Below are 23,139 nucleotides of genomic sequence, written 5' to 3' on the forward strand. Positions count from 1 at the left end.
CGTCATGTTCATTATCTATTGCCCGTATTGCTGCGAATACCGCGAAGAAGAAGAGTTTCACCCCAAGGGTGAGGCGCATATCGAGCGGCCCAAAGACCCTGAATCCTGCAGCGATGAAGAATGGGGCGATTACCTGTTCTTCCGCACCAACCCGCGCGGCATTCACCATGAAATGTGGGTGCACGCTGCCGGCTGCCGCAAGTTCTTCAACGTGACCCGTCACACGGTGAGCTACAGGATTCTGGAAACCTACAAGATGGGCGAAAAGCCCTCGGTAACCGCCGAGAACGCCAACGCCGCCCCGATCACTGCCGCCCCGCAAGGCGTCCATGAAGAAGGAGTCCGCGCATGAGCCAGCATCAGGACACTGCCGGTCGCCGGCTCAAGGCAGGCGGGCAGGTCGACCGCTCCCGTCCCCTGAACTTCACCTTTAACGGCAAGGCCTACCAGGGCTATGCCGGTGATACCCTGGCCTCTGCGCTACTGGCCAACGGCGTTGATATCGTCAACCGCAGCTTCAAATATTCGCGCCCGCGCGGCATTGTCACCACCGGTGCGGCGGAACCCAACGCCGTGGTTCAGCTGGGCACAAGCGAAGCGGCCCAGGTGCCCAACGTGCGCGCCACCCAGCAAGCCCTCTATGAAGGCCTGAGCGCGTCCAGCACCAACGGTTGGCCGAACGTCCAGATCGACATGATGGGCATGGTCGGCAAGCTCGGTGGCAAGTTCATGCCACCGGGGTTCTACTACAAGACTTTCATGGCCCCGGCCTCGATGTGGATGACCTACGAAAAGTACATCCGCAAGGCCGCCGGCCTGGGTCGCAGCCCGATGGAGCCGGATGCCGACATCTATGATCACCTCCATCAGCATTGCGACATCCTGGTCGTCGGCGCTGGCCCGGCGGGCCTGGCAACCGCGCTGCTGGCTGCCCGCAGTGGCGCCCGGGTGATCGTCGCTGATGAGCAGGAAGCGCTTGGCGGCTCATTGCTGGATGCCCCCTATACCCTGGATGGCGAGCCTGCCGAGCAGTGGGTGGCGCGGGTCATTGACGAGCTGGCAGGCATGCCGCACGTGACCCTGATGCCGCGTACCACCGCTAACGGCTACCATGATCACCACTTCGTGACCCTGCATGAGCGGCGCACCGAACACCTGGCCGATACCGCGCCAGACATTAACGGCCGCCGCCAGGTGCGCGCCCGCATGCACCGTGTGCGGGCTGGCCAGGTAGTGCTCGCCACCGGCGCCCACGAACGGCCGCTGGTGTACGCCAACAACGACGCCCCCGGCAACATGGTGGCCAGCGCCGTGACCGCCTATATTCACCGCTATGCCGTGGTGCCAGGCAAGACGCTGGTGGTGTCCACCGCCAACGACGACGGTTACCGTGCCGCCATCGCCTGGAAACAGGCCGGCTATTCAGTGGCTGCGATTGCTGACGTGCGCGACACGCCGGACGGCGACCTGGTTGAAAAAGCCCGCGAACTGGGTATCCGCATCATCACCGGCAGTGCCGTGATCGAAGCCAAGGGCAGCAACCGGGTCAGCGGCGCGCGGATTGCCAAGATCGATCTGCAGCGTTTCTGTGTCAGCGGCGCGGTGGAAGAACTGGCCTGTGACACCATCGCCACCAGCGGCGGTTTCAGCCCGGTCATTCATCTGGCCTCGCACACCGGTGCCCGCCCGACCTGGCGCGACGACCTGATCTGCTTTGTGCCCGGCCTGGTGGAAGGCGTGCATGCCTGCGGCGGCGCCAATGCCAACTACGCGCTGAGTTCGCTGTTCTCCGAGGCCGTTGACGTGGCCGCCCGCGCCGTGGCCGCCCTGGGCATGAGCCCTGAGCCGATTACCCTGCCGACAACAGACGAGCCGCGCGTTGGCAAGGCAGCCGCGCTGTTCCACGTACCCCATGAAAAGGACACCCTCAAGGCACCCAAGCAGTTCGTTGATCTGCAAAACGACGTCACCGCCTCGGCCATCGAGATTGCTACCCGCGAAGGGTTCGAGTCGATCGAGCACGTCAAGCGCTACACCGCGCTGGGCTTTGGGACCGATCAGGGCAAGCTGGGTAATATCAACGGCATGGCGATTGCTGCGCGCTGCCTGAAGCGCCCGATTCCCGAGGTCGGCACCACCGTTTTCCGGCCCAACTACACCCCGGTCACCTTTGGCGCCATTGTCGGCCGCCATTGCGGCAGCCTGTTTGACCCTGAGCGTTACACCGCCATGCACGACTGGCACGTGGCACGCGGCGCTGAATTCGAGGAAGTCGGCCAGTGGATGCGTCCCTGGTACTATCCACAGAAAGTGAATGGCAAGCTGGAAAGCATGCACGAGGCCGTCCAGCGTGAATGCCTGGCAGTGCGTGAAAAGGTCGGCATTCTTGACGCTTCGACTCTGGGCAAGATCGACATTCAGGGCCCCGATGCGCGCGAATTTATCGGCCGGGTCTACACCAACAAGTGGGCCAAGCTGCCGGTCGGCAAGTGCCGCTACGGCCTGATGTGCAAGGACGACGGCATGGTCACCGATGACGGTGTCACCAGCTGCCTGGGTGAAAACCACTTCCTGATGACCACCACCACCGGCGGCGCCGCGGCGGTACTGGAGTGGCTGGAGCTATGGCACCAGACCGAATGGCCGGAGCTGGATGTCTACTTCACCTCGGTCACCGATCACTGGGCGACCATGACGGTCACCGGGCCGGAAGCCCGCAAGCTGGTCAGCGAGATAACCGACGTTGACCTGGACCGCGATGCCTTCAAGTTTATGGAATGGCGCACCGGCAAGGTGGCCGGCGTGCCGGCACGCATCTTCCGGATCTCGTTCACTGGCGAGCTGAGCTTCGAGATCAACGTGCAGGCCAACTATGCCGAACATGTCTGGAAGACGCTGTTCGCGCACGGCGAGAAGTACGGCCTGACCCCCTACGGCACCGAAACCATGCACGTGCTGCGCGCCGAAAAAGGCTTCATCATTGTCGGTCAGGATACCGATGCCTCGGTGACCCCGGAAGATCTGGGCATGCAGTGGTGCGTCGGCTACGACAAGCCGTTCTCCTGGATCGGCAAGCGTGCGCTGACCCGTTCGGATACCGCGCGCCGTGACCGCAAGCAGTTTGTCGGCCTCAAGCCCAAGGACCCCAGCGTGGTATTGGGAGAAGGCGACCAGATCGTCCGCGATCCTAATCACGCCATCCCCATGCCGATGGTCGGTCACGTGACGTCCAGCTACTACAGCCCGACCCTCAAGAGCGGCTTTGCGCTGGCCGTCGTCAAGGATGGCCATCAGCGGATGGGCGAGAGCGTCTTCCTGCCAACCGTCGATGGTACGGTCCACGAAGCTGAAATTGTCAGCCCGATTTTCTATGACCCCAAGGGAGAGCGCCAGCATGTCTAAGGTCGCGACTTTCGATACCCGTGCCGAGGCCGACCTGCCGGTCGCCACCCCCATGGCCTTCAGCCTGGCGCACAGCGGTGCGCCTGCCGTCACCCCGCAAAGCCGCGTGGTGCTGCGCGAACGCCCGCTGCAGGGGCATCTGATCCTGCGCGGCGGCGCCATTGTCCTGGATGAAGCCGTGCGCAAGGTGCTGGGCATCAACCTGCCCGGCGAGCCCCAGGGTCTTACCCTGGATGATTCCGGCCAGCGCTCGGTGCAGTGGCTATCCCCGGATGAATGGCTGGTCATCGTGCCTGACGGCGAAGCCTTCGAGCTTGAAACCGCCCTGCGCCACGAACTCGCCGATGCCCACTACGCCATCAGCGATGTCAGCGGCGGCCAGACCCTGCTAGAGCTGGAAGGCGAAGGCGCCACCGAAGTACTGATGAAAAGCGTCATCTACGACGTTCACCCATCGCACTTCAAGGTCGGCAAGGGCGTGACCACGGTGTTCGCCAAGGCCACCGTGATCCTGCGCCGCCCCAGCGACACCCGCTGGGAACTGGTCGTCCGCCGCAGCTTTGCCGACTACACCTACCGCTGGCTGCTCGACGCCGGCGACGAATTCGCCATCGGCGTGGAACGCTGATCTTCAGCTAGATGCAGAGTAGGTTAACGACACCGGCCTGGCAGAGACTTCTCTGCCAGGCCGGTTTTTTTGTGAGTGCTGCTTAAGATTAGTGACGTTTATGATGGAAGGGCGCTACCCACAAGCGAACAAAGCGACCTTCCCGCAGGGAGGCTTCGCAAAGCAAGTCACCCACTCGCCGCAGGCGAGCGGGCGGCAAGCAATGCACAGTTCCAAAAGTATCGCAAAGCTCCGCGTTATAATGAGTTCTTATAGGTGGGTAGGCGCTGGATCGAGTCACTTAATCGTTACCATTATTGCCCATCAGAGACGCAATTGCGTTTTCGTCACCGGTAGCCGCTTCCCAGAGGTCATTCCAGTTATCCGGCGGGTGGCCGTTGTTAAGCATCTTCTGGAAAACAGTGTAAGCATCCTGTTTGCTGTCATAAGCGCGTTTGGTGGATTCGTCGTTGACCCAGGCATAGATAAGTATCTTGCTTGCCAGATCGTAGCGAAAAAACAACCGATACTGCTGGTAGAATTTTGCTCGGCACCAATGAGAATGCTCAGTGCCCAGGGTGTTACCTTGCCGGTAGCGTGAGCGGGTCGGGTCTTGTGGAATGTCATTGGTGGCAAGCTTGATAATCGCCGCCAGCCGCTTGGTAGACGGCTTGCCAAGATAGCCAAGCGGGTCTTTTTGCTGAAGCCTTTTTACCTTGCTGCTAAGCGCATTGAGCTGTTCCAGGAACAAAGGATGGGCATAAATCGTCCATCCGTTTATAACCAGAGCGCTCATAAGTCATCGTCGTCTTCAGGAAGACACGCATCAAGGTCTACCTCGATACCTGCTGTCAAGTTCTCAGCTTCGGCAAAGGTATTGGCAGTGACGGCACGAATGTTGGCTGGGTTCGCCTGCATGTCACTTTCCAGAAAGTCCAGGAAATGGGTGATAACGGGGTCCTGGTGTGACTCATCCTGGGCGCGACTGAGGACCACTTCACCATTGGCACGAATCGTATAATGAATGCGGTCACGCCGTTTAAGTTTGAGCGCTTGCCGGACCGAGGCCGGTACAGTGGTTTGATAGCGGTCTGTCAGTTTAGAGTCATCTTCAATGGCCGTGCTCATGGCTAATCTCCGCTCTGTGGCAATGCAAAGGTAATGCAGTTAAAGTAATGCAACTGCATTACCATGTCAATGTCTGCAATAATGGCTCAACAAGCGCTAACCCCCGCCAAAACGCCTGATGCCTGCGCTGCGCAATCTCAACAGACACCGTCTGAAGCCAAACCCTCAGCCACCGCATCGCCCGAAGCCTGGAAAAGGAAGGCCTGCTGGAGCGCGATGCCAAGAATACCTGGCTGACGCTGAAAGAGGACGACTAGCCAACCATGCTAGCTTTTCCTTGCACGCGGGCGTGATGGCCGAAGCGCATCAGCACGATAAGCTTGAGCGCTTGTGTCGCTATATCAGCCGGCCAGCGGTTTCAGAAAAGCCTCTGGCATTGGCCGCCAATGAGCAGGTGCGCTATGAACTGAAAACCCCGTACCGTAATGGCACCACGCATGTCATCTTTGAACCGCTGGACTTCATCGCGAAACTGGTAGCACTGATACCCAAGCCTCGGGTCAATCTCACCCGATTCCACGGAGTCTTTGCCCCCAACAGCCAACACCGGGTGCAAGTGACACCCGCCAAGCGCGGGAAATAGACTGACAAGCCAGAAACAGCCGATACCGACTGGCACGATAAGAGCCCCGAACAGCGCCATCGTGCCATGACCTGGAGGCAACGACTCAAACGGGTATTCAACATCGACACTGAAGAATGCGAACACTGCGGCGGTCAGGTCAAAGTGATTGCCAGTTTCGAAGACCCCAAGATGATTGAACGGATCCTCAAGCACCTTAAGCAGATGGCGGTCAAAGCCGTTACGACCAGCCAGCATAGGTTGCCATCAGAGCGGGCGCCGCCTTTGTCTCCCAGCCTGTTTCTCGCATCGCAGACGTGTCTGTTTGACTGACGAACTCAAGTTCTCAAGCTACATACTGCCAGCATCACTGCGCCCCGGTGGGGTAGTTGATGCACGGCGTTCCATTCGCCAGGCGCTTTTTTGTCTAATCGACCAAAATGGATGCGTTTTGGGGCGCGGCGCATCTGAAAACGGGTGCTTAAGCAGTAAAAACCTTCATGAATTTCGGGTAAGAGACTTTAACTGAAGGGGAAAAAGGTGTTTTATGCTTCCTATACCCCCTACATAGTCACATAGAGAATGAAATAGCTTAAGAGAGGTTATCAACACTTGAAATACCCCCTCTGGCAGGATAGGGGGCACTCCCACCCAAGCGGCTGGAGGTTCAAGTTTTAGCTCCAGCGGCAACGTTGGTGGCAGCGCTAGAAACAGCGGAAGAGCCCTGCCTCAAGCCGGAGTGAGCCCCTCGGCTGATGACAACAGCTTTAAACTCGACAACAGAGCGGCTGCAGGCGCTAATGGAGCCGGCGGTGCAAATGGTGCAGGAGGCAGGGTGGGTGGTTTAGCCGGAAGTGCCATGGGTGGCGGTGGTGGCCGAGGATTAAACTTTTCAAATGAAGACACCAACTTTAATGTGACCGATGAGCAGTGCAACAAGGTCTTTACAAGCTCTGATCAAAGAAATTTAGTTTTGAAATATAAAAAGTCAAAACCAGGTGGCGGAGGGGCTGCTACCTACAAGCCCTCAGACATAAAAAAAGTTTATAGATTGTCCAAAAGTGCAGGATTTCCAGACCCCGGGTTCGCCTCGACGATAGCGCGATAAATATCTTTGCCCATGCCTAAGTAGACTGCAAAAGCTCTTCCGGCCATCCGCGCATCAAGATCGTTTTTAGCGGATGAGTGGACACCGACAACACCCGCGTGAATGCCAGAACCCTTTGTTACAACTGCTAGTACCGGCCCTCCACTATTGCCACCAGCACTGGCGCAGTCGTAACTTAATAGGGCGTTGCTGTAATGCTCTTCGGAACTAGCGCTGCAGCCATAGTCTATTCTTTTATAAAATCCATTATTCAAATCTCCTGAATACCCAATGTTGAACAATACATTTCTTTGTTTTGATTCGCGCGAAAGAACTGGGAGGTGGCTTACCCCCGTGCTTGCGTATTTTGTTACCAGGAAAGCTATGTCATAAGTTACACATTTTCCTTCAATACTTATCGAATTGCAATTCGCGCTGTTTTCGTATAATTGATGGCGGATTTTGCTGACAACAGGGTTATGCATCACTTTTCCCTTTATGAAACTTTCCGCAGAGCTTAGGTTGTCGTGTTCGACCCATGGTTGTTCGAGATTTGAGAAGCAGTGCGCAGCGGTAGCCACTACCCTAGGCTGAATGAAAAACCCTGTGCAACTACCAGAATCTGTTCTGACCCTTACAACACTATTGGAAATCGGATGGTCAGAAATGACAGCTGCACGCCAGACATTATGATCTACAGACCTCGTACGAGAATCCACAATTCCCATTTGAGATTTGCGTATTTCATTGCTCATCATACTGTTAATCTGAGCGAGTTGGTCAGAGGCTTGCATGTACGAGTTTTTTATTGCATTACTTTGTTGCTGATTAGCGCTGGTGCTGGACTTTGCTGCAGCGACTGCCAGGCCAACTTGTGCTGCCACACTAAAGGCATTATTGAATCCAGACTGCCACTTGGCGCGGTTATGAGCCTTAAGGGCATGCTCCTTCACTCCCGAGCTCAGTATTTGCGTAGATCTATGAAAATTATTTTTGGCCAAAGTTCCGTCACCGTTCAAGATTTCGGCGAATCCTTTGTTGCCATATTTTTTTGCTTCGTTTACATAGTTGTAATCAGCCTTTGTGGCGCATCCGGCTATCAGTGTTAGCATCAATAGCCCGGCTATTGTCAGTAGTGTTGAGCGTATGGCGCTTGACATAACTGATTTTAATCGGTTGGTTTCTTGAGTATTGTTAGGCATTCTTAATCCCCCTCTCTCCAGATAATTCCTTTTTCACACAATAGGGGATTTTTTCGCCTGCTCTCTACTGTAGTGAAAGGTGCTCTTAATTCATCGATAATTTTCAGGAACAAAGGAAGTAAAGAACAAAACCCGAATTTCTCATTGGGTATAAAAGAAGGCTGCTGAAAGTATTAATATTTCAGGACCTTACGCCAAAAACTAACACCAACTGCCGCTTCCAAAATGTCACCTGAAAAACTGACCTTCTCGCCACTCTCACGCCGCCAAATTGAAGCCGATTTCTCCGGTGGTCATATTACCCCCGGTGCTGGGTTGCTTTTGCCTCGTGAAATCGACAAACATCATCGCCTGATGCGCCGCTTGGCATCGGTACTGCATGATCCTCGGGCACCGGAGCAGATTCGCCACAAACTCGACACCCTGGTTCGTCAGCGGGTATTCGGTGTCGCCGCTGTCTAAAAAGATTTTAACGACCATGCAGTCTGCCTTTTTAGTCTTTATGAAAAAGCTGTACGTTCTAGTGCCCTTACACTTTCTATCGAGTAATTCTAATATAGCCTGATTTTGCCGGTTGACAAGTATTGTTTCTCTCTCGGCCGCTAGCGGTTGCACAGACGGCTGGAACTGAGTGGATTGTTCCGCACATCCGCGTCATCCCCGCGTGCCCGGAACGAAAAGGCTCTTGATCATTCCAAGTGTCTTGGCCAGTATCGCCCAGGCTGCATTGCTGACGTTAGGTGGTGCTATCGCGGGAAAGGTTCGCAAGGGCAAACTCACCCAGAGCTCTCTCGACTTTTCTTGTATAGTCTCGGTGACTGGTTGCTGCCGAAGCTCCTGCGAGGTGATGAAGTCAAGTAGAACCTCGACATCGCTGGCACCCTCACTGACTCGTTGTTGCCTGTGGGTGAAGCCAGCCTGATCCGGCGTCCTGTAGTCTCTGGGCGCAGGATGATGGTTTATGGGCAGACGATTAAAAGCGGCTGCCGTATAAAAGGCGCATAGTTGTCTATGTGGCTGAGGATAACTATGTAAAAAATTGGCAAATGGGCTGGGCTTGGCGGTCTGAATGTATGTCACTATGCTGTATATAGTTACAGTATCGGCAGAAGATGCCCATGCCACTGGCAAGGAAAGCCACGGCGATCCAATCAGCAAACTACTAACGCCACCAGCCCTAACATACGCTTCTCTATCAATTGGTTCAGAAACACTATCGGTTTTTTAAGGCCACGATGGAAGAACACGGGCAAAGCCTGCCTTTTTACATTCAAAGAGAATTCAACGACTTTCTACAATGTGGTCGCCTGTAGAGCGATTTCTTGCGCGTGCGCTGCGAGGATTTCCACCATGAACATCTGGTGGCGTTTAGCTGCAAGCGCAGAGGAATCTGTTCCAGCTGTGGTGCTCGGCAGAATAACGTGGCACATGAGTTCCATACCGCTCCCTCTGAGTTAGATTCAGGCGACATCGCCAACCGGACAACTAGGCTGACAGAGGGGGGCCGGGTCGATTCAATAACGTCGTCTTGGTTCCACGTGTTGAGCTTACTGGTTAAACAACCCATAACCATGCCTGCTGTCTGGACGGGCGAAGAACCGAGTGTCGGCATCCAGCTCATTGATTTCGTGTTCCATATCGAATGTCGAAGACGGTGTCGAACCGTTTTACTCCTTCCAGCACTATTGTCGAGATTCGATGGGCGGCTTTGCCCTTGCGAACCTTTCCCGCGAGTGTCACCCAAAGCCAGCGATGCAGCCTGCCGATATTGGCCGGAAGTGGCACTCCAACCCCTGCTAAAGGGTCAGTCACAGCGATCGAAGGGCATCCGGAGCGTTCACTAGGTCTTAAGGGGTATTGCAAACCTTGGGGGTGTACTTCAAATCACGACGAGGGTCAGCTCGACAGCCCTTCATGACCAGGCACTAAACCGCCCAGCAGACGGTCGATTTCCTTGGCAGGCATCGGGCGGTAGAAGAAAAAACCCTGTATGAGATCGCAATGCATTTCGCGAAGCAATGACAACTGTTCGGCGTTTTCGACCCCCTCGGCCACCACTTCCAATCCCAGGCGGTGACCGATGAAGATGGCCCCTTCCATGATGGCCCGATCCTTCGGCTGTGTGGGAGCGTCCTGGATGAAAGAGCGATCGATCTTCAGGGCAGTGACTGGAAAGTGCTTGAGGTAGCTCAGAGAGGAATAACCGGTCCCGAAATCGTCGATAGCAATGCGAATACCGCGATGATAGAGACGCCATAGGTCCTCGAGAACGGACTCCTCGGCTTCGATCAGGACATTCTCGGTCAATTCAATGCCGATATCCCGCGGACCTAAACCTTGACGCTGAAGCGAGTCCTCGAAGCGCTTGAGGGCATCGGTACCCAGCAGTTGACGGCCAGAGACATTAATGTCGATGCGGTGTCCGTGAAAACCCTTGGCACGCCATTCCACCTGTTGGCGGCAAGCCTCTTCGATGACCCAGTCGCCCAGACGATGAATCACACCGGAACGCTCGGCCAGCGGAATAAACTCGCCAGGCGAGATCGGCGGGCCCTCGGCAGGCTCCCAGCGTATCAAGGCCTCGAGATTCTCTATTCGCCCACTGGCCGCTGATACCTGGGGCTGGTAGTGAAGGGAGAATTCACCGTTATCCAGGGCTTCCTCGAGTCGCGCAGAGAGATAATGCTGGCGAACCAGCTCATCATGGAGCTTTTGTTCGAAGAAACGTACAGCGCCCCGACCGTCCAGTTTGGCACGATTCTTGGCAACATCGGCATTACGGATCAGCTCGCGCGAGGTTTCACCATTTTCGGGAAAGAGTGCCACACCCAGACAAGCCGTGACCTGACACTCCCGACCATTCAGGGCAAAAGGTTCCCGAAAGACATTCTGGACATGACGCACGACACGCCTGACATCGTGGGGCAACTGGACGCCGGGGAAGGCCAGCACGAATTCATCGCTAGAGACACGAGACAACAGGTCAGTGACTCGCTGGCTTGCATTCAGTCGCCGGGTCAACTCAATCAGCAGATGATCACCCTGATCATAACCAAGGGCATCATTTATCTCGACGAAATGATCGATGTCCAGGTAGATGGTTGCCAGGCTATTGCCCTGGCGTCGGCAGGAATCCAGCAAACTGTCCAGGTCGACCTCGACGGTCTGGCGGTTAGGGAGATGGGTGAGGCTGTCGAAACGGGTGGCGAACTCCAGGTCACGGTGGGCGCGCTTTTGGTCCGAGAGGTCAACATCCACGCAGAACATAAGGGGTGAGTCGGTATGCTCATTGAGCATCAGGTGCTGCGAAAAAACCGATACCAGTTCACCGCTTTTGTGCTTGAGCTCGAGTTCATCGGCGGGTATTTCGACCCCTTCCTTGATCCAGGCACGATGTGCCTGGATCACCTTGTCACGCATGAAGGCAGGAATGATCAGGTCTTCCAGTAACTGTCCCTGAGCTTCCTCAGCGGTATAGCCATAGAGACGGGTGCTACTCTCATTCCAGTAAATCACTCGCCGATCTCGATCATAACCCTGTACCGCCACTTTCGGCAGACTCTCTAGCAAGGCGCGGAATCGCTCTTCACTCTCCAGATACTGGCGGCGTACTAACTTGAGCTCTTCTCTGCTGGCATCATACGAATCGATGCCAGCAGCTGAGGGTGTGTCAGGCGTCTTCATCGCCAACGTACCGGAGAACTACCTGGAGTTCCCCCCAGGCGTTCCGAACCTTTGCGATGTCGTGGGTCGCGGACATTCATGAAAACCACCTAAAGAAAAATACCAACAAGAATTTTGACGATGCCAAAATTTAACACTTTGTCATAGTTATCCTACACCTATTTGTAAGAGATATCCTACCCAAGTACACCCTCAACGGTCAGATTCCTGTTTCAATATTATCAGCTTCCTTAAATAAATTTTGACATATCCCAGCAGATCTTCTCATTTTCTTCCTGTTGGCCGTGGTGTTGATCACGTCCACACCGGGCAATTCCGCCCATTCAACAGGAGAATATCCACATGAAACTCGATACTTTCAAACACGGTTTTGGTCTGCCCTATATGCCTACTAATTCCCTCGACGAGTATTGGCGTCCGGGAGTTATCAAAGCCTTGCGGCATCAGGATTGGGCGAAAACCGATATTCGAGAGCGAATCAATCTGGCCGCCTGGCAGGAGGCTGTCGCTGACCTGCCGCGCGATCCCTATGTCAACCTTCGTTGGAAGCGGATGTCATGGCTTGCTCTGAATGATCAAGGCGACGTAGAGGACATGGGCCAATGCCCCATGGCCCAGGGTGGTGCCTTTAACGATGCTGAAAGCATGGCAGATCGCCTGCGGTACTATGATCCGCTGACGGAAGAGTTCTTGGCACGCCCCGATGTAAAAGCCTTTGTCCGGGCCTGGGCAAGGATTTGGGGCATCAGTGCGCATGAACCCATTCTGATGCAGATCACCGGTGTTCGCGGGGAAGGCAGCGTCGACCCTCTTCAGGGCCAGGGAATTCATGCCGATGGCTGCAAGGCTCTCAGCATTATGGTCCTCAATCGGGAAAACGTGTCGGGTGCTGAAAACCACCTCTATGCAGACAGGGCTGGCATGCAACCCTTGGTAGACGTCACTCTGGATCCGGGTGATATCCTTCATCTGCGCGATGATCGGCTATTCCACAGTGTCGACGGGATCGAACAGCTCGACAGCGGGGCACCCTTCGAGCGGTTTATCATCATCATAAACAGCCGCTTCGTGGATGACTTTCAGAACCGTATGTTGGGTCGCCACTTCCCGGAAGCGGTCCTTAATGAAGGCTAAAGATACTCTCGATAAATTGAAAGCCTAGCAACACCACGCCCCCGGAACTTCGGGGGCGTCTTGAATGTGCGCCTGAAAGGCACTCGGTGAAATACCTGCCGGGGTCATGAAGTCGATGTGCCAACGCAGTCTTGGCCCGTTGAGGCGTCCGTCCCCTTCAGTCGGTGCATTGACCTACCTGGCATTGGTGCTGAAGCGAGCGAGCGGTGATATCGCCATACCTGTCCATTCCACAAAGCACCCCCAGCACTGTCACTCCCGCAAGCACCCCGCATTGTCATTCTCGAGTGGGGTAATCGGGAATCCATTTTGACCTTACCAGAAGGGCCACAAATCCAGGATGGCTTCACAAAGCCAGCGGCCAACACGCTAGAGGCGAGGGGGGAGCAGGTATCAACCCCAGCGCAACGCCTTTGCAGGCGGCAAAGAGGTGAATGACGCTCAGAGCCACAAACCTGCAAATGTAACTAATAGAAACCTACTGCATGAGCTGATATTGTGAGTTAAAAGACGCCAAGGAAGAGGCCACATGACGCAAAAATGCCAATTACCCAAACAACACCCAGCCGGCCCGGTTCAACATGACCAGGCCGGCGTCTTTGTGGGTGAGGGTTGGAGTTGATGGGAAATGGGGCTAGCGGTGGCTGCTTTCGACCCAAAGCAGTCTTTTAGAAAGATTGCATATGAAGTGCTATTCAACGGATTAAGTGTAGCCAAAACCTTCCATGATGGCAGACGGTCTATCGCTGGAAACTACCATTCGCAAAGTTAGTTGTTTGATGGCACGCAACGGCATTTGTGACACCGTATACGCTTGGTAACAAAAACAGCGGAACTGTTATTTTCACTTCGCGTCACACGTATGGTTGCAATCGATCATGTTCCAGTACATTTGGATCATTTTACACGCGCCATCACGAAAATATTAAGGAAAATTAGGCACGTATGAAACAGCAAAAAATGTATGCGTTCTTAGCCGCCGTACTACTGAGTGTTGGTGTAATGATCTCTGTTGCCCACGCCCAACAAGATTCAGGTGTCCCCGAAACCACGCAAATGAACAGTGCAGATTTCTCTGATGCACAGCTTAAGCAGTTCGCTGAGGCGTCTCAGGAAATCGCGACGGTTTCTCAGGATTATACCAAACAGCTCAACACTGCTGAAGACGAAGCCGCGCAGCAAGCAGTGTATACAGAAGCTAATGAGAAAATGGTTGAAGTTATAGAGGATAGCGGCCTAGATGTCGATACCTTCAACACTATCGGTCAAGCTATCCAGCAAGACCCCGAGCTAATGTCACGTGTTCAGGAGATGGCCGAGTCATAAAGGTAAATTTCTGAACATGGTTTTTTGGAAATTAACTCTAAGTATTTCCATTCTTGCCCTAAGGAACCACTAATCAATTCGTCTCTGAGCCGTTGAAGCGTCAGCACTTCACAGCATCCCGTCAGCGGCTTCTTTTGTTTAGGTCGGCTATTTTTGCCTGGCAGCCGGGTTATGCCGCTGCCAGGCCATATTCGAGACATATTGGCCCTGTCAGCATGGTCTTGGCATCGGCTAGCCAGCACTAAATTACTGAGGACAAACAGGGTGAACAGTTGCGCCTTGATGACGCTGCACGTTGCAGTGACACAACACCGGTAGTCCTGGGTATCTTTCGTTTCGCCCAGGTACTTCTGTATGCCGGTGTAACCTGCGTCACCATATACCCGATTGTCTTTATCCCGGACTAGATGGCCCGCCATGGTGACATCGGCCACGTTGGCCGCGATACTGTAGGTAAGTTCGGTAACCGCATCAATACCAGTATGGGCCTTCATGCCGAAAAAATACTGGTTACCTTTCTTGGACTGTTTCATCTCCGAATTAAACTATTTAGCCTTGTTCTTGGTAGAGGGGGGCGGCCGCTACGATGGTGGCGTCAACGATAGAGCCTTCGCGTATGAACAGGTCCTATTCGGCTAGGCTGATATTGATCTTCTCAAGATCCGCTGGGCCAGGGCGTGCTCTCCAGCAGATGACGATAACGCATTAGCGTTGTGGCATGGGGTACGCTCTTGATGGCCAGGTCGATACTGATAAAGTCGCGCATAGCCTGGCTGTCGTAGATGGCATCTTGATAAACCCATCGAGCCATATTTGGTTTTACTGGATAGCATATGAAACGGTCGTTTTTTTACACAGCGCCCAGTCCTCAACGATGCCCTGGAGAGCTATTTTTCTATAAAGAAAAGGTACGAATAGCGATCGATCAAGCCGGGAATATCTTGCGGTAACGTGGTTGCTTCGGCGAAGATGCTTCTACCTTTTGCGCGTCACCTCTTGGCCATCAAACGAGACCCCATGTATCTGCTTATTGCCTTCGCGACTCTATCCATTGCCGTTTCGTTTCTCTGCTCACTGCTTGAAGCGGCTCTTCTTTCCCTGACTCCCAGCTACGTGGCGCAGCTGAAAGAGTCGCGCCCCAAGCTTTACGAGCGGCTCAACCGCCTGAAACGCAATATTGACCAGCCGCTCGCTGCTATTTTAACGCTCAATACCGTCGCCCACACAGTGGGTGCCACTGGCGTCGGCGCCCAGGTCACGGTGGTATTTGGTGAAGGATGGTTGGGTATTGCCTCTGCAGTGATGACGCTGCTGATCCTCTTCTTCTCCGAGATCATTCCTAAGACCATCGGTGCCACCTATTGGCGGCAGCTCTCTCCGGTGTTGGCTCCCATGCTCGAAGGCATGATATGGATTTTGAAACCGTTTATCTGGCTCTCCGAGAAAATCACCAAGCGTATCGGCAAGGATGTTAACGAGACCGACATGCGTGGAGAAATCAAAGCGCTGGCTCAGATCGGCCAGGAGGAAAAAGCGCTGGATCCTGATGAGACAAGGGTGATCATCAACATCCTTAACCTCCATGACATTCTGGTGAAAAACGTGATGACCCCGCGCACTGTCTCGGTCACCGTACATCCCAGCATGTTGGTAGACGAGTTCGATCAGGAGCTCGGTCGCTCGCCCTTCACCCGATTCCCGGTGATGGACGGTGGCGAGCAGGCGCTGGGCTATGTGCACAAGGCGGATACTTATCACGCCGAGGGTGACATCAACCTCAAGTCGCTGATGAATCCAGTCAAATCGGTGCTCGCCGAAGACAATGTCGAGCAGGTGTTCACCATGATGGTCTTGGATCGTCAGCACATCTGTGTGGTGTATGACGATCTTGGTACTTGGGTAGGCATTATCACCTTGGAAGATATCATCGAGACTATCCTTGGCCAGGACATCGTCGATGAGACCGACAATGTCGCCAACCTTCGCAAGTACGCGCGGCAGCGTTGGACGAAGTCGCTCAAGAAGGAGGAGTAGAGCCTTTCTGCTCCAGTTCCAGTCGGTTGGCCTAGTGGTGCCTTATTCGGGGGGAAGCGACGTCTCCTTTGCTTTTCATTTCTGCTTCATAGGGCATCCGGTGCTGGCATGGCCATCAACATGAGAACATGAGGTAAAGAAAACCAAGGCTTCTTTTAGCAGTAACTCTCCTTGAATGACTGCTTTTGGCCGGGTAACGACGGCCCAGGATAGGCCGTCACTTCATGTTTGTTCTGCCATTTCCAACGCATCATCGACCTCTATTCCTAGATACCTGACGGTGCTTTCCAGCTTCGTGTGACCCAGGACCAGTTGCACTGCCCTTAAATTTTTCGTTCTACGGTATATCAGCGTCGCTTTGGTGCGGCGCATCGTGTGCGTACCAGACCGTTTGGAGTCTCACGCTGCCTGTCCAATCGGCGCGACCGAGGAGCCGGAACGCTCTAACGAAGACTGGATAGGCGTCGAGGTTTGTCAGGGAAGTGGAGCCGGCCGGCCGCACGGTATAGCGGCATCGCGGGTTCAGTGTGTGCGGTATGAAACATACAATGACCGTGAATGGGTCCAGTATGTTTTACACGGTTATAGCTATCGTGCCCAGTGCCGGAGGGTGGCTCTGTGTCAGAAACCGGCACCCCGGCGATAGGTTGCGAACCCGAAGGTTGGAGGTCGAGCCTCTTACGGAGTCCATACATGAATCTAGAAGTACTGCACCAAGAAACAACCGGTGATCCCCGAGCGTTACAGCGAGCACTGTCCGCTTATCGTGCGCCGCGCCTTGCCCGCAGCGTCTTCGAACTGCTCGTTACGGTGATCCCGTTCGGCCTTTTCTGGTTTTTGACCTGGGCAAGCGTGAGCGCCGGCTACTGGCTCGGCCTGTTGCTGGTGATACCTGCCTCTGGATTTCTTGTGCGGCTGTTCATGATCCAGCATGACTGCGGGCACGGCTCCTTCTTTCCGTCCCGGCGCGCCAACGACTGGTTGGGACGGGCCCTGGGGGTGTTGACGCTCACGCCCTACGACCTCTGGCGCCACACCCACGCGCTGCATCACGCGCACTCCGGCAATCTGGATCGCGCTGACGAGGGGAGCATCGACACCTTGAGCGTGCGTGAATACCAAGCGCTGCCGCGGGCACAGCGGCTGCGGTACCGGCTATACCGCCACCCGCTGGTCCTGTTCGGCTTGGGGCCGGTCTACCTGTTCATGTTGCAGAACCGCCTACCCGTCGGATTCATGCGCGCGGGATGGATGCCGTGGTTGAGCACCATGGGGTCGAATGCGGCCATCGTGCTGGTCGCCATTGCGATGATGTCGTTGGTGGGAGCGGGAACCTTTCTTCTGGTGCACCTGCCGATCGCGGTGCTGGCCTCTTCCATCGGCGTCTGGCTGTTCTATGTTCAGCACCAGTTCGAGAATACGCGCTGGGTGCAAGACGAGGAGTGGTCGTTCCGCGAAGCGGCGCTCTATGGGAGCTCCCACTATGATCTTCCGGCGCCGCTGCGCTGGATCACCGCGAATATCGGGGTACACCACGTCCATCATCTCGCCAGCCGCATTCCGTTCTACCGGTTGCCCGAGGTGCTGGCGGATTTCCCGCAGCTTCGCGAGATCAGTCGTCTCACGCTCAAGCAAAGCCTCGATTGCACCCGGCTTGCCCTGTGGGACGAGGAGCGGCGGCGCCTGGTCCCCTTCGACCACGTGAACGCGGAGACGCCTCCGGTACGCGCGTGAGCACATAACCTGACTGAAGAAATTAGTTCTAACCGCTTCAGGAAACCATGCATTTGGCAACGAGGTCGTCCATGTTTTTACTCACCGACGAAACCGACTAATACCTCTGGATCGCCGAGGACCACGATGCGGACGTTTTCTACAATCTAGGTGAGGTTTCCACAATTCATCGCCAGTGGCGCCAGCTCTCCCGTTGACGTCGCTTCACTGCCACGAGTGCTGCGCTGCTCTTGTTCACGCACTCCAGGAGAGATCCAATGTACCTGTCTTACGCGCAAGCGATACTGATCGGTGTCGGCCTCTGCACCGCTGGAACCACCCTCGCGGAGACGCCAGCGTCTCCGGCGTCGACGGTTCAGGAGGTTGAGTCTGAGGAGCTTTTCCCTCTGGTCCCCAGTGAAAGCACGTTCGAGGTAGTGGACGGAGACGGCGAGGGACGGCAGGTCGTGATGGAACTGAGTTCCGCAGATGGTGAAGGCCGCTGGGAACTTCGATTTGGCGACTACAACATCCTCCATCTATCCAAGCTCCGGGATGGCAGCGTGCTGCTCACCGGTCTGGACGTGCTCACGCAAGGTCAGACCGTGCAGTACGAGCCGCCCGTGGTACTGCTACCCAACAGGATAGTGCCCGACCGGACATGGAGCGCCTCTGGTAGGGCTACGGTCGTTAACATAGAGACGGGAGAGATCGAGCACACGGGTGAGTACCAGCACCACGTCATGCCCATCACTCGAGAGCGGTATGTGACACCGGCAGGTGATTACGAAGGTTTCCTGGTGCCACTCGAGCAGACCATTGATCTTGAGGCTCAGGCGGTGATCCGATTGTCGCTTGATCTCGGCTTCTTCCCCGGCAAAGGTCTGGTGAAACGTTCGATGAAGTTCGTCGTCGACAAGCCCTTGTTCTTCGGCTCGACCACACGGCGCACAGCAGAGCTCGTACGTTAGGGCCAGGTTTTGGAAGATCAGTCAGGGATTACCAGCCATTAAGCACAGGTTGTAGGGGAGTCTTCTGAAGCACCCGGACGATTGGCTTAGATTTTCTCGTTCTCACGTAAGCAGGTGGAAAAAATACCTTCCTGATTACGCATACGGTTCAGCTATTTTCAGGAACCGGCACGGCATCAGTGGGGTTCTCGCCGCCACCGTGAGAAAGCGCGGAATCATGGTCTTGAGGTCATAGCGCCGATTGAAAAGGCTGAGCCCTTGAGTGCTGAATTCGACTGAAAGGCGTACCAGTGAGGATGAAAAGGAATCTCCTATCATGACGCAAGACCGGCTGTTTCCCGACTCCGCTATGCCGGACAGCGACTGGTGGCATACGCTTGGGCCGAACCCTGACAGGGTGGTCAGGGCCTTGCGCATCGGACAGCGGATGACGGTCGCCGATATCGGCTGTGGCGATGGTTATTTCACTGCAGCTATCGCCCGGCAAGTTGGCGAGGGGCGAGTTATCGGTTCCGATCTTGACCCAGTCATGCTGGAACAGGCTCAAGCGGCGTGCGAGGGGATGTCGAATTGCAGTTGCGTCCCTACCACTATGATGCAATTTTCATTCGTATAACGGCATAATTATGGCGCTTATCGTTTCAGGCTCGGTTACGTAGAGGCATGGTACCGACCTTACACGGGCATCGTGGCGTGGTGTCTGCCAGCTTGCCTTTACTCCAAGGTGTAAAGGAACTCTCAGTCGAAACGTTCATGGCATCTGGATTCAACGCTATGAGCCGCTTTATCACTCCTTTGTTGGTAGCCCGACGAAACAGGTTGCCCACTTGGTTGATGAAGTGGATCTGGCACTTCAACGGCTCTAAGGAGAATTTAACCAGAAAACCTTAGCCCGTAGTTGGGGCTACTGCCACCGGCCACGGCCTATACCTCCTGCGGTTATGTTAGTTATCGAACGGACAGATCCCTCCAACGGCCTGAGAATCTACCAAGGTTAGCGCCAACCGCGTTTCCCTATCAGACTCGGAAGGAGTGACTATGTCGACAATCACCACCATTAATCCTGCGACCGAAAAAGAAATTCAGACCTACGACATCATGACTGAAAAGGAAGCAACGGACCGGCTTGAGGCCTGCCATGCAGCGTTTCTGGAATGGCGCAAACTGGGCCATCAGGAACGGGCCCCCTATCTCAAAAAGATCGGCCAAAAATTGCGCGAAAATGCCGATGAATTGGCCGCCTTGATGACCAGCGAAACCGGCAAGCTTCTGAAAGACGGGCACGTTGAGGTTGAACTCTGTGCGGCGATTTTTGATTACACCGCTGAAAACGGACCTGACGTGCTGGCCGATGAGGAGCGTGAGCAGGGGCTCAACGGCAAGCGCGGCGTCGTCAGCTATCAGCCCATTGGCGTCATCTATTCGATCCAGCCCTGGAACTTTCCCATCTATCAGCCGGTGCGCGTGCTGGCGGCAAATCTGATGGCAGGCAACGGTTGTGTTTTGAAACACGCCAGCATCTGCACGGGATCCGGCCTGCGTCTGCGCGAATTATGCATTGAAGCGGGCCTGCCCGAGGATCTGTTTCAGGTCATCGTGATCGACCACGACACCAGCGACAGGCTGATCGCCCATCCCAAGGTTCGTGGTGTCACGCTGACCGGTAGCGACGGGGCCGGGCGACACGTTGGAGCCGTGGCCGCCAAAGCGCTGAAGAAAACCGTGCTTGAACTGGGATCGAACGACGCCTACCTGGTGCTGGAAGATGCCGACATCGAAACGGCGGTGAAATTTTCGGTCATGGGGCGGCTGTACAACAACGGGGAGACCTGTGTTTCCGCAAAGCGTTTCATCGTGACCAATAAGGTCTATGACGCCTTTGTCGATGCTTTTGTGGCTCAAATGAAAGACATCGTCATGGGCGACCCCACGGATAAGAACAGCCAGCTTGGGCCGCTTTCCAGCCAGGATCAGTTTGACACGGTCAAAGGGCAGGTGGATGCCAGCGTTGCCAAGGGTGCAAAAATCCTCTGCGGCGGAGAAGTGCCTGATTGCACCGGTGCCTATTATCCTGCCACGGTGCTGGCAGACCTCACGCCCGGAATGCCCGCCTACGACGATGAAATCTTCGGGCCTGTCGCGTCGATCATCCGCGCCAGGGATGACGAGGACGCCATGCGGCTGGCGAATGAAAGTCGCTATGGACTGGGCGGAGGGATCTTTTCAAAGGACGAGGAACGTGCCGTGAAGCTGGCCCGCGATCACTTTGACACGGGGATGATCCGCATCAACTCGTTCGGGGCCGCTGATCCGAATATGCCCTTCGGCGGGGTCAAGAATTCCGGGTACGGACGTGAACACGGCGGCTTTGGCATAAAGGAATTCGTCAACGTTAAGTCGATTTTCCTGCCGTGATTACAGGCCCGATACTCGAAATCCCGCCCATTTCATTCAATATTCAGCATTAAGGATCCCTCTATGAGCATGAACATCCTTGTGACTGGTGCCACCGGCAAAACGGGCCTGCATCTGGTCCAGTGCCTGATAGATCAGGGTCATAAACCGACTGCGCTTGTTCGCGAAAGCTCTGACACCAGCGCGCTCCCCCAGGGCGAAGACCTGCGCTGTGGTGACCTGGCCGACCTGCAAGCCGGCGTGTGCGACGACATGGACGCGGTGATCTTTGCGGCAGGCTCCGGTGGATCCACGGGCCCTGAAATGACTAAAAAAGTGGATCGGGACGGCGCCAAACGCCTGATCGATCTGGCGCTTGAATCAGGCGTGAAACGCTTCGTGATGCTCAGCTCGATCAGGGCAGACAAGTCGAACCCCACCGGCGACATAGCCCCTTACCTGAATGCCAAACATGAAGCGGACGAATACCTCAAGGCTTCTGGCATGACCTACTCGATCCTGCGCCCCGTGGCACTGACCAACGACGGGTGTGGCAAGGAGGTGATCCTGGGTGAGGACGTCGACAAATCCGCAAAGGCCTCCCGCGCGGACGTGTATGTGCTGGTGGAGGCCGCCACGACAGGCCGTTACGATGGTCTGGCGCAGAATATGCAGTCCGCCTGACTGTCGCGCAGCCGGCGTAACACCCGGCCTGCAACCTTTAACTCGCAACATTCAATAACTCATGTTTACAGGAGAAGAACCCATGTCAGAAATCAATGGCAAGGTCGTCATCATTACCGGCGCCAGCAGTGGTCTCGGTAAAGCCACCGCCCACCGTCTGGCCAAGGGTGGCGCAAAGCTGGTGCTTGCTGCCCGCCGCGAGGATCGCCTTGTTGAGTTGCGCGATGCTATTAAGGAGCAGGGCGGTGATGCCATCTACCAGGTAACCGACGTCACTGACCGCGCTCAGGTCGAGTCGCTTGCTCAGGCGGCGAAGGATGCCTATGGGCGCATCGACGTGTTGGTCAACAACGCGGGTCTGATGCCGCTGTCGCCCCTCGATGAGTTAAAGGTCGACGAGTGGGACAAGATGATCGACGTCAACATCAGGGGTGTGCTCTATGGTATTGCCGCAGTACTGCCAACCATGCGTGAACAGCATGTCGGCCACATCATCAATCTCTCGTCGGTTGCCGGGCATAAGGTGTTTCCCGCATCCGCCGTTTACTCCGCAACGAAGTATGCCGTGAAAGCGATTTCAGAAGGTCTTCGCCAGGAAGGCAACGGAGAAATCCGATCCACCAATATCTCGCCGGGGGCCGTAGCGACCGAACTGACCAGTACCATCAGCGACCCCGATACCGCCAAGGGTGTGGATGAGATGTACGAGATGGCCATTGACGCCGATGCGATTGCGCGGGCCATCACCTACGCCATCGAGCAGCCGGCGGATGTCGACGTCAACGAGATTATTATCCGGCCGACTAAGCAGCCACTCTAATTAGCACCGGCCGGGTGGTGACGTCCAGCTCCCCTTTTTGGCCGTGGCATTCCAGTCGCACATCATTCATTTCAGAACGCGGGAAGATTATGAGCGACTGTCAACCGCTACGCGTCTGACGGTGGGAAAGCGATCTTCGCTGCTGTCGAGGCCCACGATCTCGAAGTCCCCTCTTGAGCAAGAGTTCGGCATGACTGGTGAGGGTGCTACCACTGGCGCAGGATTGGATATTGGGAATGGTACTCTATGGGTGAAGGGCTGGTTTCACTACATTACCTTTCAGGTCAGTGGGTTAGCTGTATTTTTGGGTGCTAGGTTCACTGATTTGGGTCTGAGGCTAATAGGCCATACCAAAACCTGTGTAGGTTAGGTGGTGTCATTCTCGTTAAAA

At 55.3% G+C, this 23,139-nt stretch carries 16 protein-coding genes and 6 pseudogenes; 15 read left to right on the forward strand and 7 right to left on the reverse strand.

The window, feature by feature from the left end:
- The first annotated feature begins 4 nt into the window (after nucleotides 1-4).
- The 3 genes from LL947_RS00715 to LL947_RS00725 are packed head-to-tail and all read left to right on the forward strand — an operon-like array spanning nucleotide 5 to nucleotide 4,030.
- On the forward strand, nucleotides 5-352 hold the full coding sequence (locus LL947_RS00715; RefSeq protein WP_499833645.1) for a sarcosine oxidase subunit delta: 348 nt from the start codon (nucleotides 5-7) through the stop codon (nucleotides 350-352).
- Complete coding sequence (locus LL947_RS00720) at nucleotides 349-3,402, forward strand: sarcosine oxidase subunit alpha family protein (RefSeq protein ID WP_499833646.1); 3,054 nt, start codon at nucleotides 349-351, stop codon at nucleotides 3,400-3,402. Before LL947_RS00715 ends, LL947_RS00720 begins: the two co-directional genes overlap by 4 nt.
- Entirely contained in the window at nucleotides 3,395-4,030 is a 636-nt protein-coding gene (locus LL947_RS00725; protein WP_404415325.1) for a sarcosine oxidase subunit gamma, read from the forward strand. The genes LL947_RS00720 and LL947_RS00725 overlap by 8 nt, the downstream gene beginning before the upstream one ends.
- Nucleotides 4,031-4,310: 280 nt before the next feature.
- Here the strand turns inward: LL947_RS00725 and LL947_RS00730 are convergent, their stop codons facing one another.
- Nucleotides 4,311-4,805 (reverse strand): type II toxin-antitoxin system YhaV family toxin, encoded by a 495-nt coding sequence (locus tag LL947_RS00730; protein ID WP_499833647.1) that lies wholly within the window; start codon nucleotides 4,803-4,805, stop codon nucleotides 4,311-4,313.
- Nucleotides 4,802-5,137 (reverse strand): type II toxin-antitoxin system PrlF family antitoxin, encoded by a 336-nt coding sequence (locus tag LL947_RS00735; RefSeq protein WP_499833648.1) that lies wholly within the window; start codon nucleotides 5,135-5,137, stop codon nucleotides 4,802-4,804. Before LL947_RS00735 ends, LL947_RS00730 begins: the two co-directional genes overlap by 4 nt.
- Nucleotides 5,138-5,292: 155 nt before the next feature.
- On the opposite strand from LL947_RS00735, the pseudogene LL947_RS00740 reads away from it, so the two are divergent.
- Nucleotides 5,293-6,032, forward strand: a pseudogene (locus LL947_RS00740) (transposase); the annotation flags it as partial.
- A gap of 711 nt (nucleotides 6,033-6,743) precedes the next feature.
- Here the strand turns inward: LL947_RS00740 and LL947_RS00745 are convergent.
- Nucleotides 6,744-7,988 carry a trypsin-like serine peptidase gene (locus LL947_RS00745; protein ID WP_499833649.1) on the reverse strand — a complete coding sequence of 415 codons (1,245 nt, stop codon included), beginning with the start codon at nucleotides 7,986-7,988 and terminating at the stop codon, nucleotides 6,744-6,746.
- Between the two features lie 225 nt (nucleotides 7,989-8,213).
- Between LL947_RS00745 and LL947_RS00750 the strand changes: the two are divergent.
- Together LL947_RS00750 and LL947_RS00755 are read left to right on the forward strand one after the other, a co-directional pair.
- Nucleotides 8,214-8,447: pseudogene (locus LL947_RS00750) on the forward strand (transposase); the annotation flags it as partial.
- 659 nt (nucleotides 8,448-9,106) lie between these two features.
- Nucleotides 9,107-9,403: pseudogene (locus LL947_RS00755) on the forward strand (transposase zinc-binding domain-containing protein); the annotation flags it as partial.
- 481 nt (nucleotides 9,404-9,884) lie between these two features.
- Here the strand turns inward: LL947_RS00755 and LL947_RS00760 are convergent.
- Nucleotides 9,885-11,672: a putative bifunctional diguanylate cyclase/phosphodiesterase gene (locus tag LL947_RS00760; protein ID WP_499833650.1), complete on the reverse strand. Its 1,788-nt coding sequence runs from the start codon at nucleotides 11,670-11,672 to the stop codon at nucleotides 9,885-9,887.
- Nucleotides 11,673-12,014: 342 nt separating this feature from the next.
- Here LL947_RS00760 and LL947_RS00765 point away from each other — a divergent pair, with 342 nt between their 5' ends.
- Both LL947_RS00765 and LL947_RS00770 read left to right on the forward strand, forming a co-directional pair.
- Complete coding sequence (locus LL947_RS00765) at nucleotides 12,015-12,806, forward strand: 2OG-Fe dioxygenase family protein (protein ID WP_499833651.1); 792 nt, start codon at nucleotides 12,015-12,017, stop codon at nucleotides 12,804-12,806.
- Nucleotides 12,807-13,751: 945 nt separating this feature from the next.
- Nucleotides 13,752-14,132 (forward strand): DUF4168 domain-containing protein, encoded by a 381-nt coding sequence (locus tag LL947_RS00770; protein ID WP_499833652.1) that lies wholly within the window; start codon nucleotides 13,752-13,754, stop codon nucleotides 14,130-14,132.
- Nucleotides 14,133-14,326: 194 nt separating this feature from the next.
- On the opposite strand, the pseudogene LL947_RS00775 reads toward LL947_RS00770, so the two are convergent.
- Nucleotides 14,327-14,925 (reverse strand): annotated as a pseudogene (locus LL947_RS00775) (transposase); the annotation flags it as partial.
- A gap of 224 nt (nucleotides 14,926-15,149) precedes the next feature.
- Between LL947_RS00775 and LL947_RS00780 the strand changes: the two are divergent.
- Entirely contained in the window at nucleotides 15,150-16,166 is a 1,017-nt protein-coding gene (locus tag LL947_RS00780) for a CNNM domain-containing protein (protein ID WP_499833653.1), read from the forward strand.
- A 222-nt stretch (nucleotides 16,167-16,388) separates the two neighbouring features.
- Here the strand turns inward: LL947_RS00780 and LL947_RS00785 are convergent.
- A pseudogene (locus LL947_RS00785) lies at nucleotides 16,389-16,544 on the reverse strand (hypothetical protein); the annotation flags it as partial.
- A gap of 315 nt (nucleotides 16,545-16,859) precedes the next feature.
- Here LL947_RS00785 and LL947_RS00790 point away from each other — a divergent pair.
- Together LL947_RS00790 and LL947_RS00795 are read left to right on the forward strand one after the other, a co-directional pair.
- Entirely contained in the window at nucleotides 16,860-17,900 is a 1,041-nt protein-coding gene (locus tag LL947_RS00790; RefSeq protein ID WP_499833654.1) for a fatty acid desaturase, read from the forward strand.
- A gap of 257 nt (nucleotides 17,901-18,157) precedes the next feature.
- Nucleotides 18,158-18,850: a hypothetical protein gene (locus LL947_RS00795; RefSeq protein WP_499833655.1), complete on the forward strand. Its 693-nt coding sequence runs from the start codon at nucleotides 18,158-18,160 to the stop codon at nucleotides 18,848-18,850.
- Between the two features lie 135 nt (nucleotides 18,851-18,985).
- Here the strand turns inward: LL947_RS00795 and LL947_RS00800 are convergent.
- A pseudogene (locus LL947_RS00800) lies at nucleotides 18,986-19,096 on the reverse strand (IS1595 family transposase); the annotation flags it as partial.
- 70 nt (nucleotides 19,097-19,166) lie between these two features.
- Here LL947_RS00800 and LL947_RS00805 point away from each other — a divergent pair.
- From LL947_RS00805 to LL947_RS00820, 4 genes are all read left to right on the forward strand, one after another.
- Complete coding sequence (locus tag LL947_RS00805; RefSeq protein ID WP_499833656.1) at nucleotides 19,167-19,466, forward strand: class I SAM-dependent methyltransferase; 300 nt, start codon at nucleotides 19,167-19,169, stop codon at nucleotides 19,464-19,466.
- 422 nt (nucleotides 19,467-19,888) lie between these two features.
- Complete coding sequence (locus LL947_RS00810) at nucleotides 19,889-21,265, forward strand: NAD-dependent succinate-semialdehyde dehydrogenase (protein ID WP_499833657.1); 1,377 nt, start codon at nucleotides 19,889-19,891, stop codon at nucleotides 21,263-21,265.
- Nucleotides 21,266-21,328: 63 nt separating this feature from the next.
- Complete coding sequence (locus LL947_RS00815) at nucleotides 21,329-21,928, forward strand: SDR family oxidoreductase (RefSeq protein ID WP_499833658.1); 600 nt, start codon at nucleotides 21,329-21,331, stop codon at nucleotides 21,926-21,928.
- An 82-nt stretch (nucleotides 21,929-22,010) separates the two neighbouring features.
- Complete coding sequence (locus LL947_RS00820; protein WP_499833659.1) at nucleotides 22,011-22,748, forward strand: SDR family oxidoreductase; 738 nt, start codon at nucleotides 22,011-22,013, stop codon at nucleotides 22,746-22,748.
- The last annotated feature ends 391 nt before the right edge of the window (nucleotides 22,749-23,139 follow it).

Origin of the sequence: Halomonas sp. BLK-85, from assembly GCF_044792155.1 — a bacterium.
GTDB lineage: Bacteria > Pseudomonadota > Gammaproteobacteria > Pseudomonadales > Halomonadaceae > Vreelandella.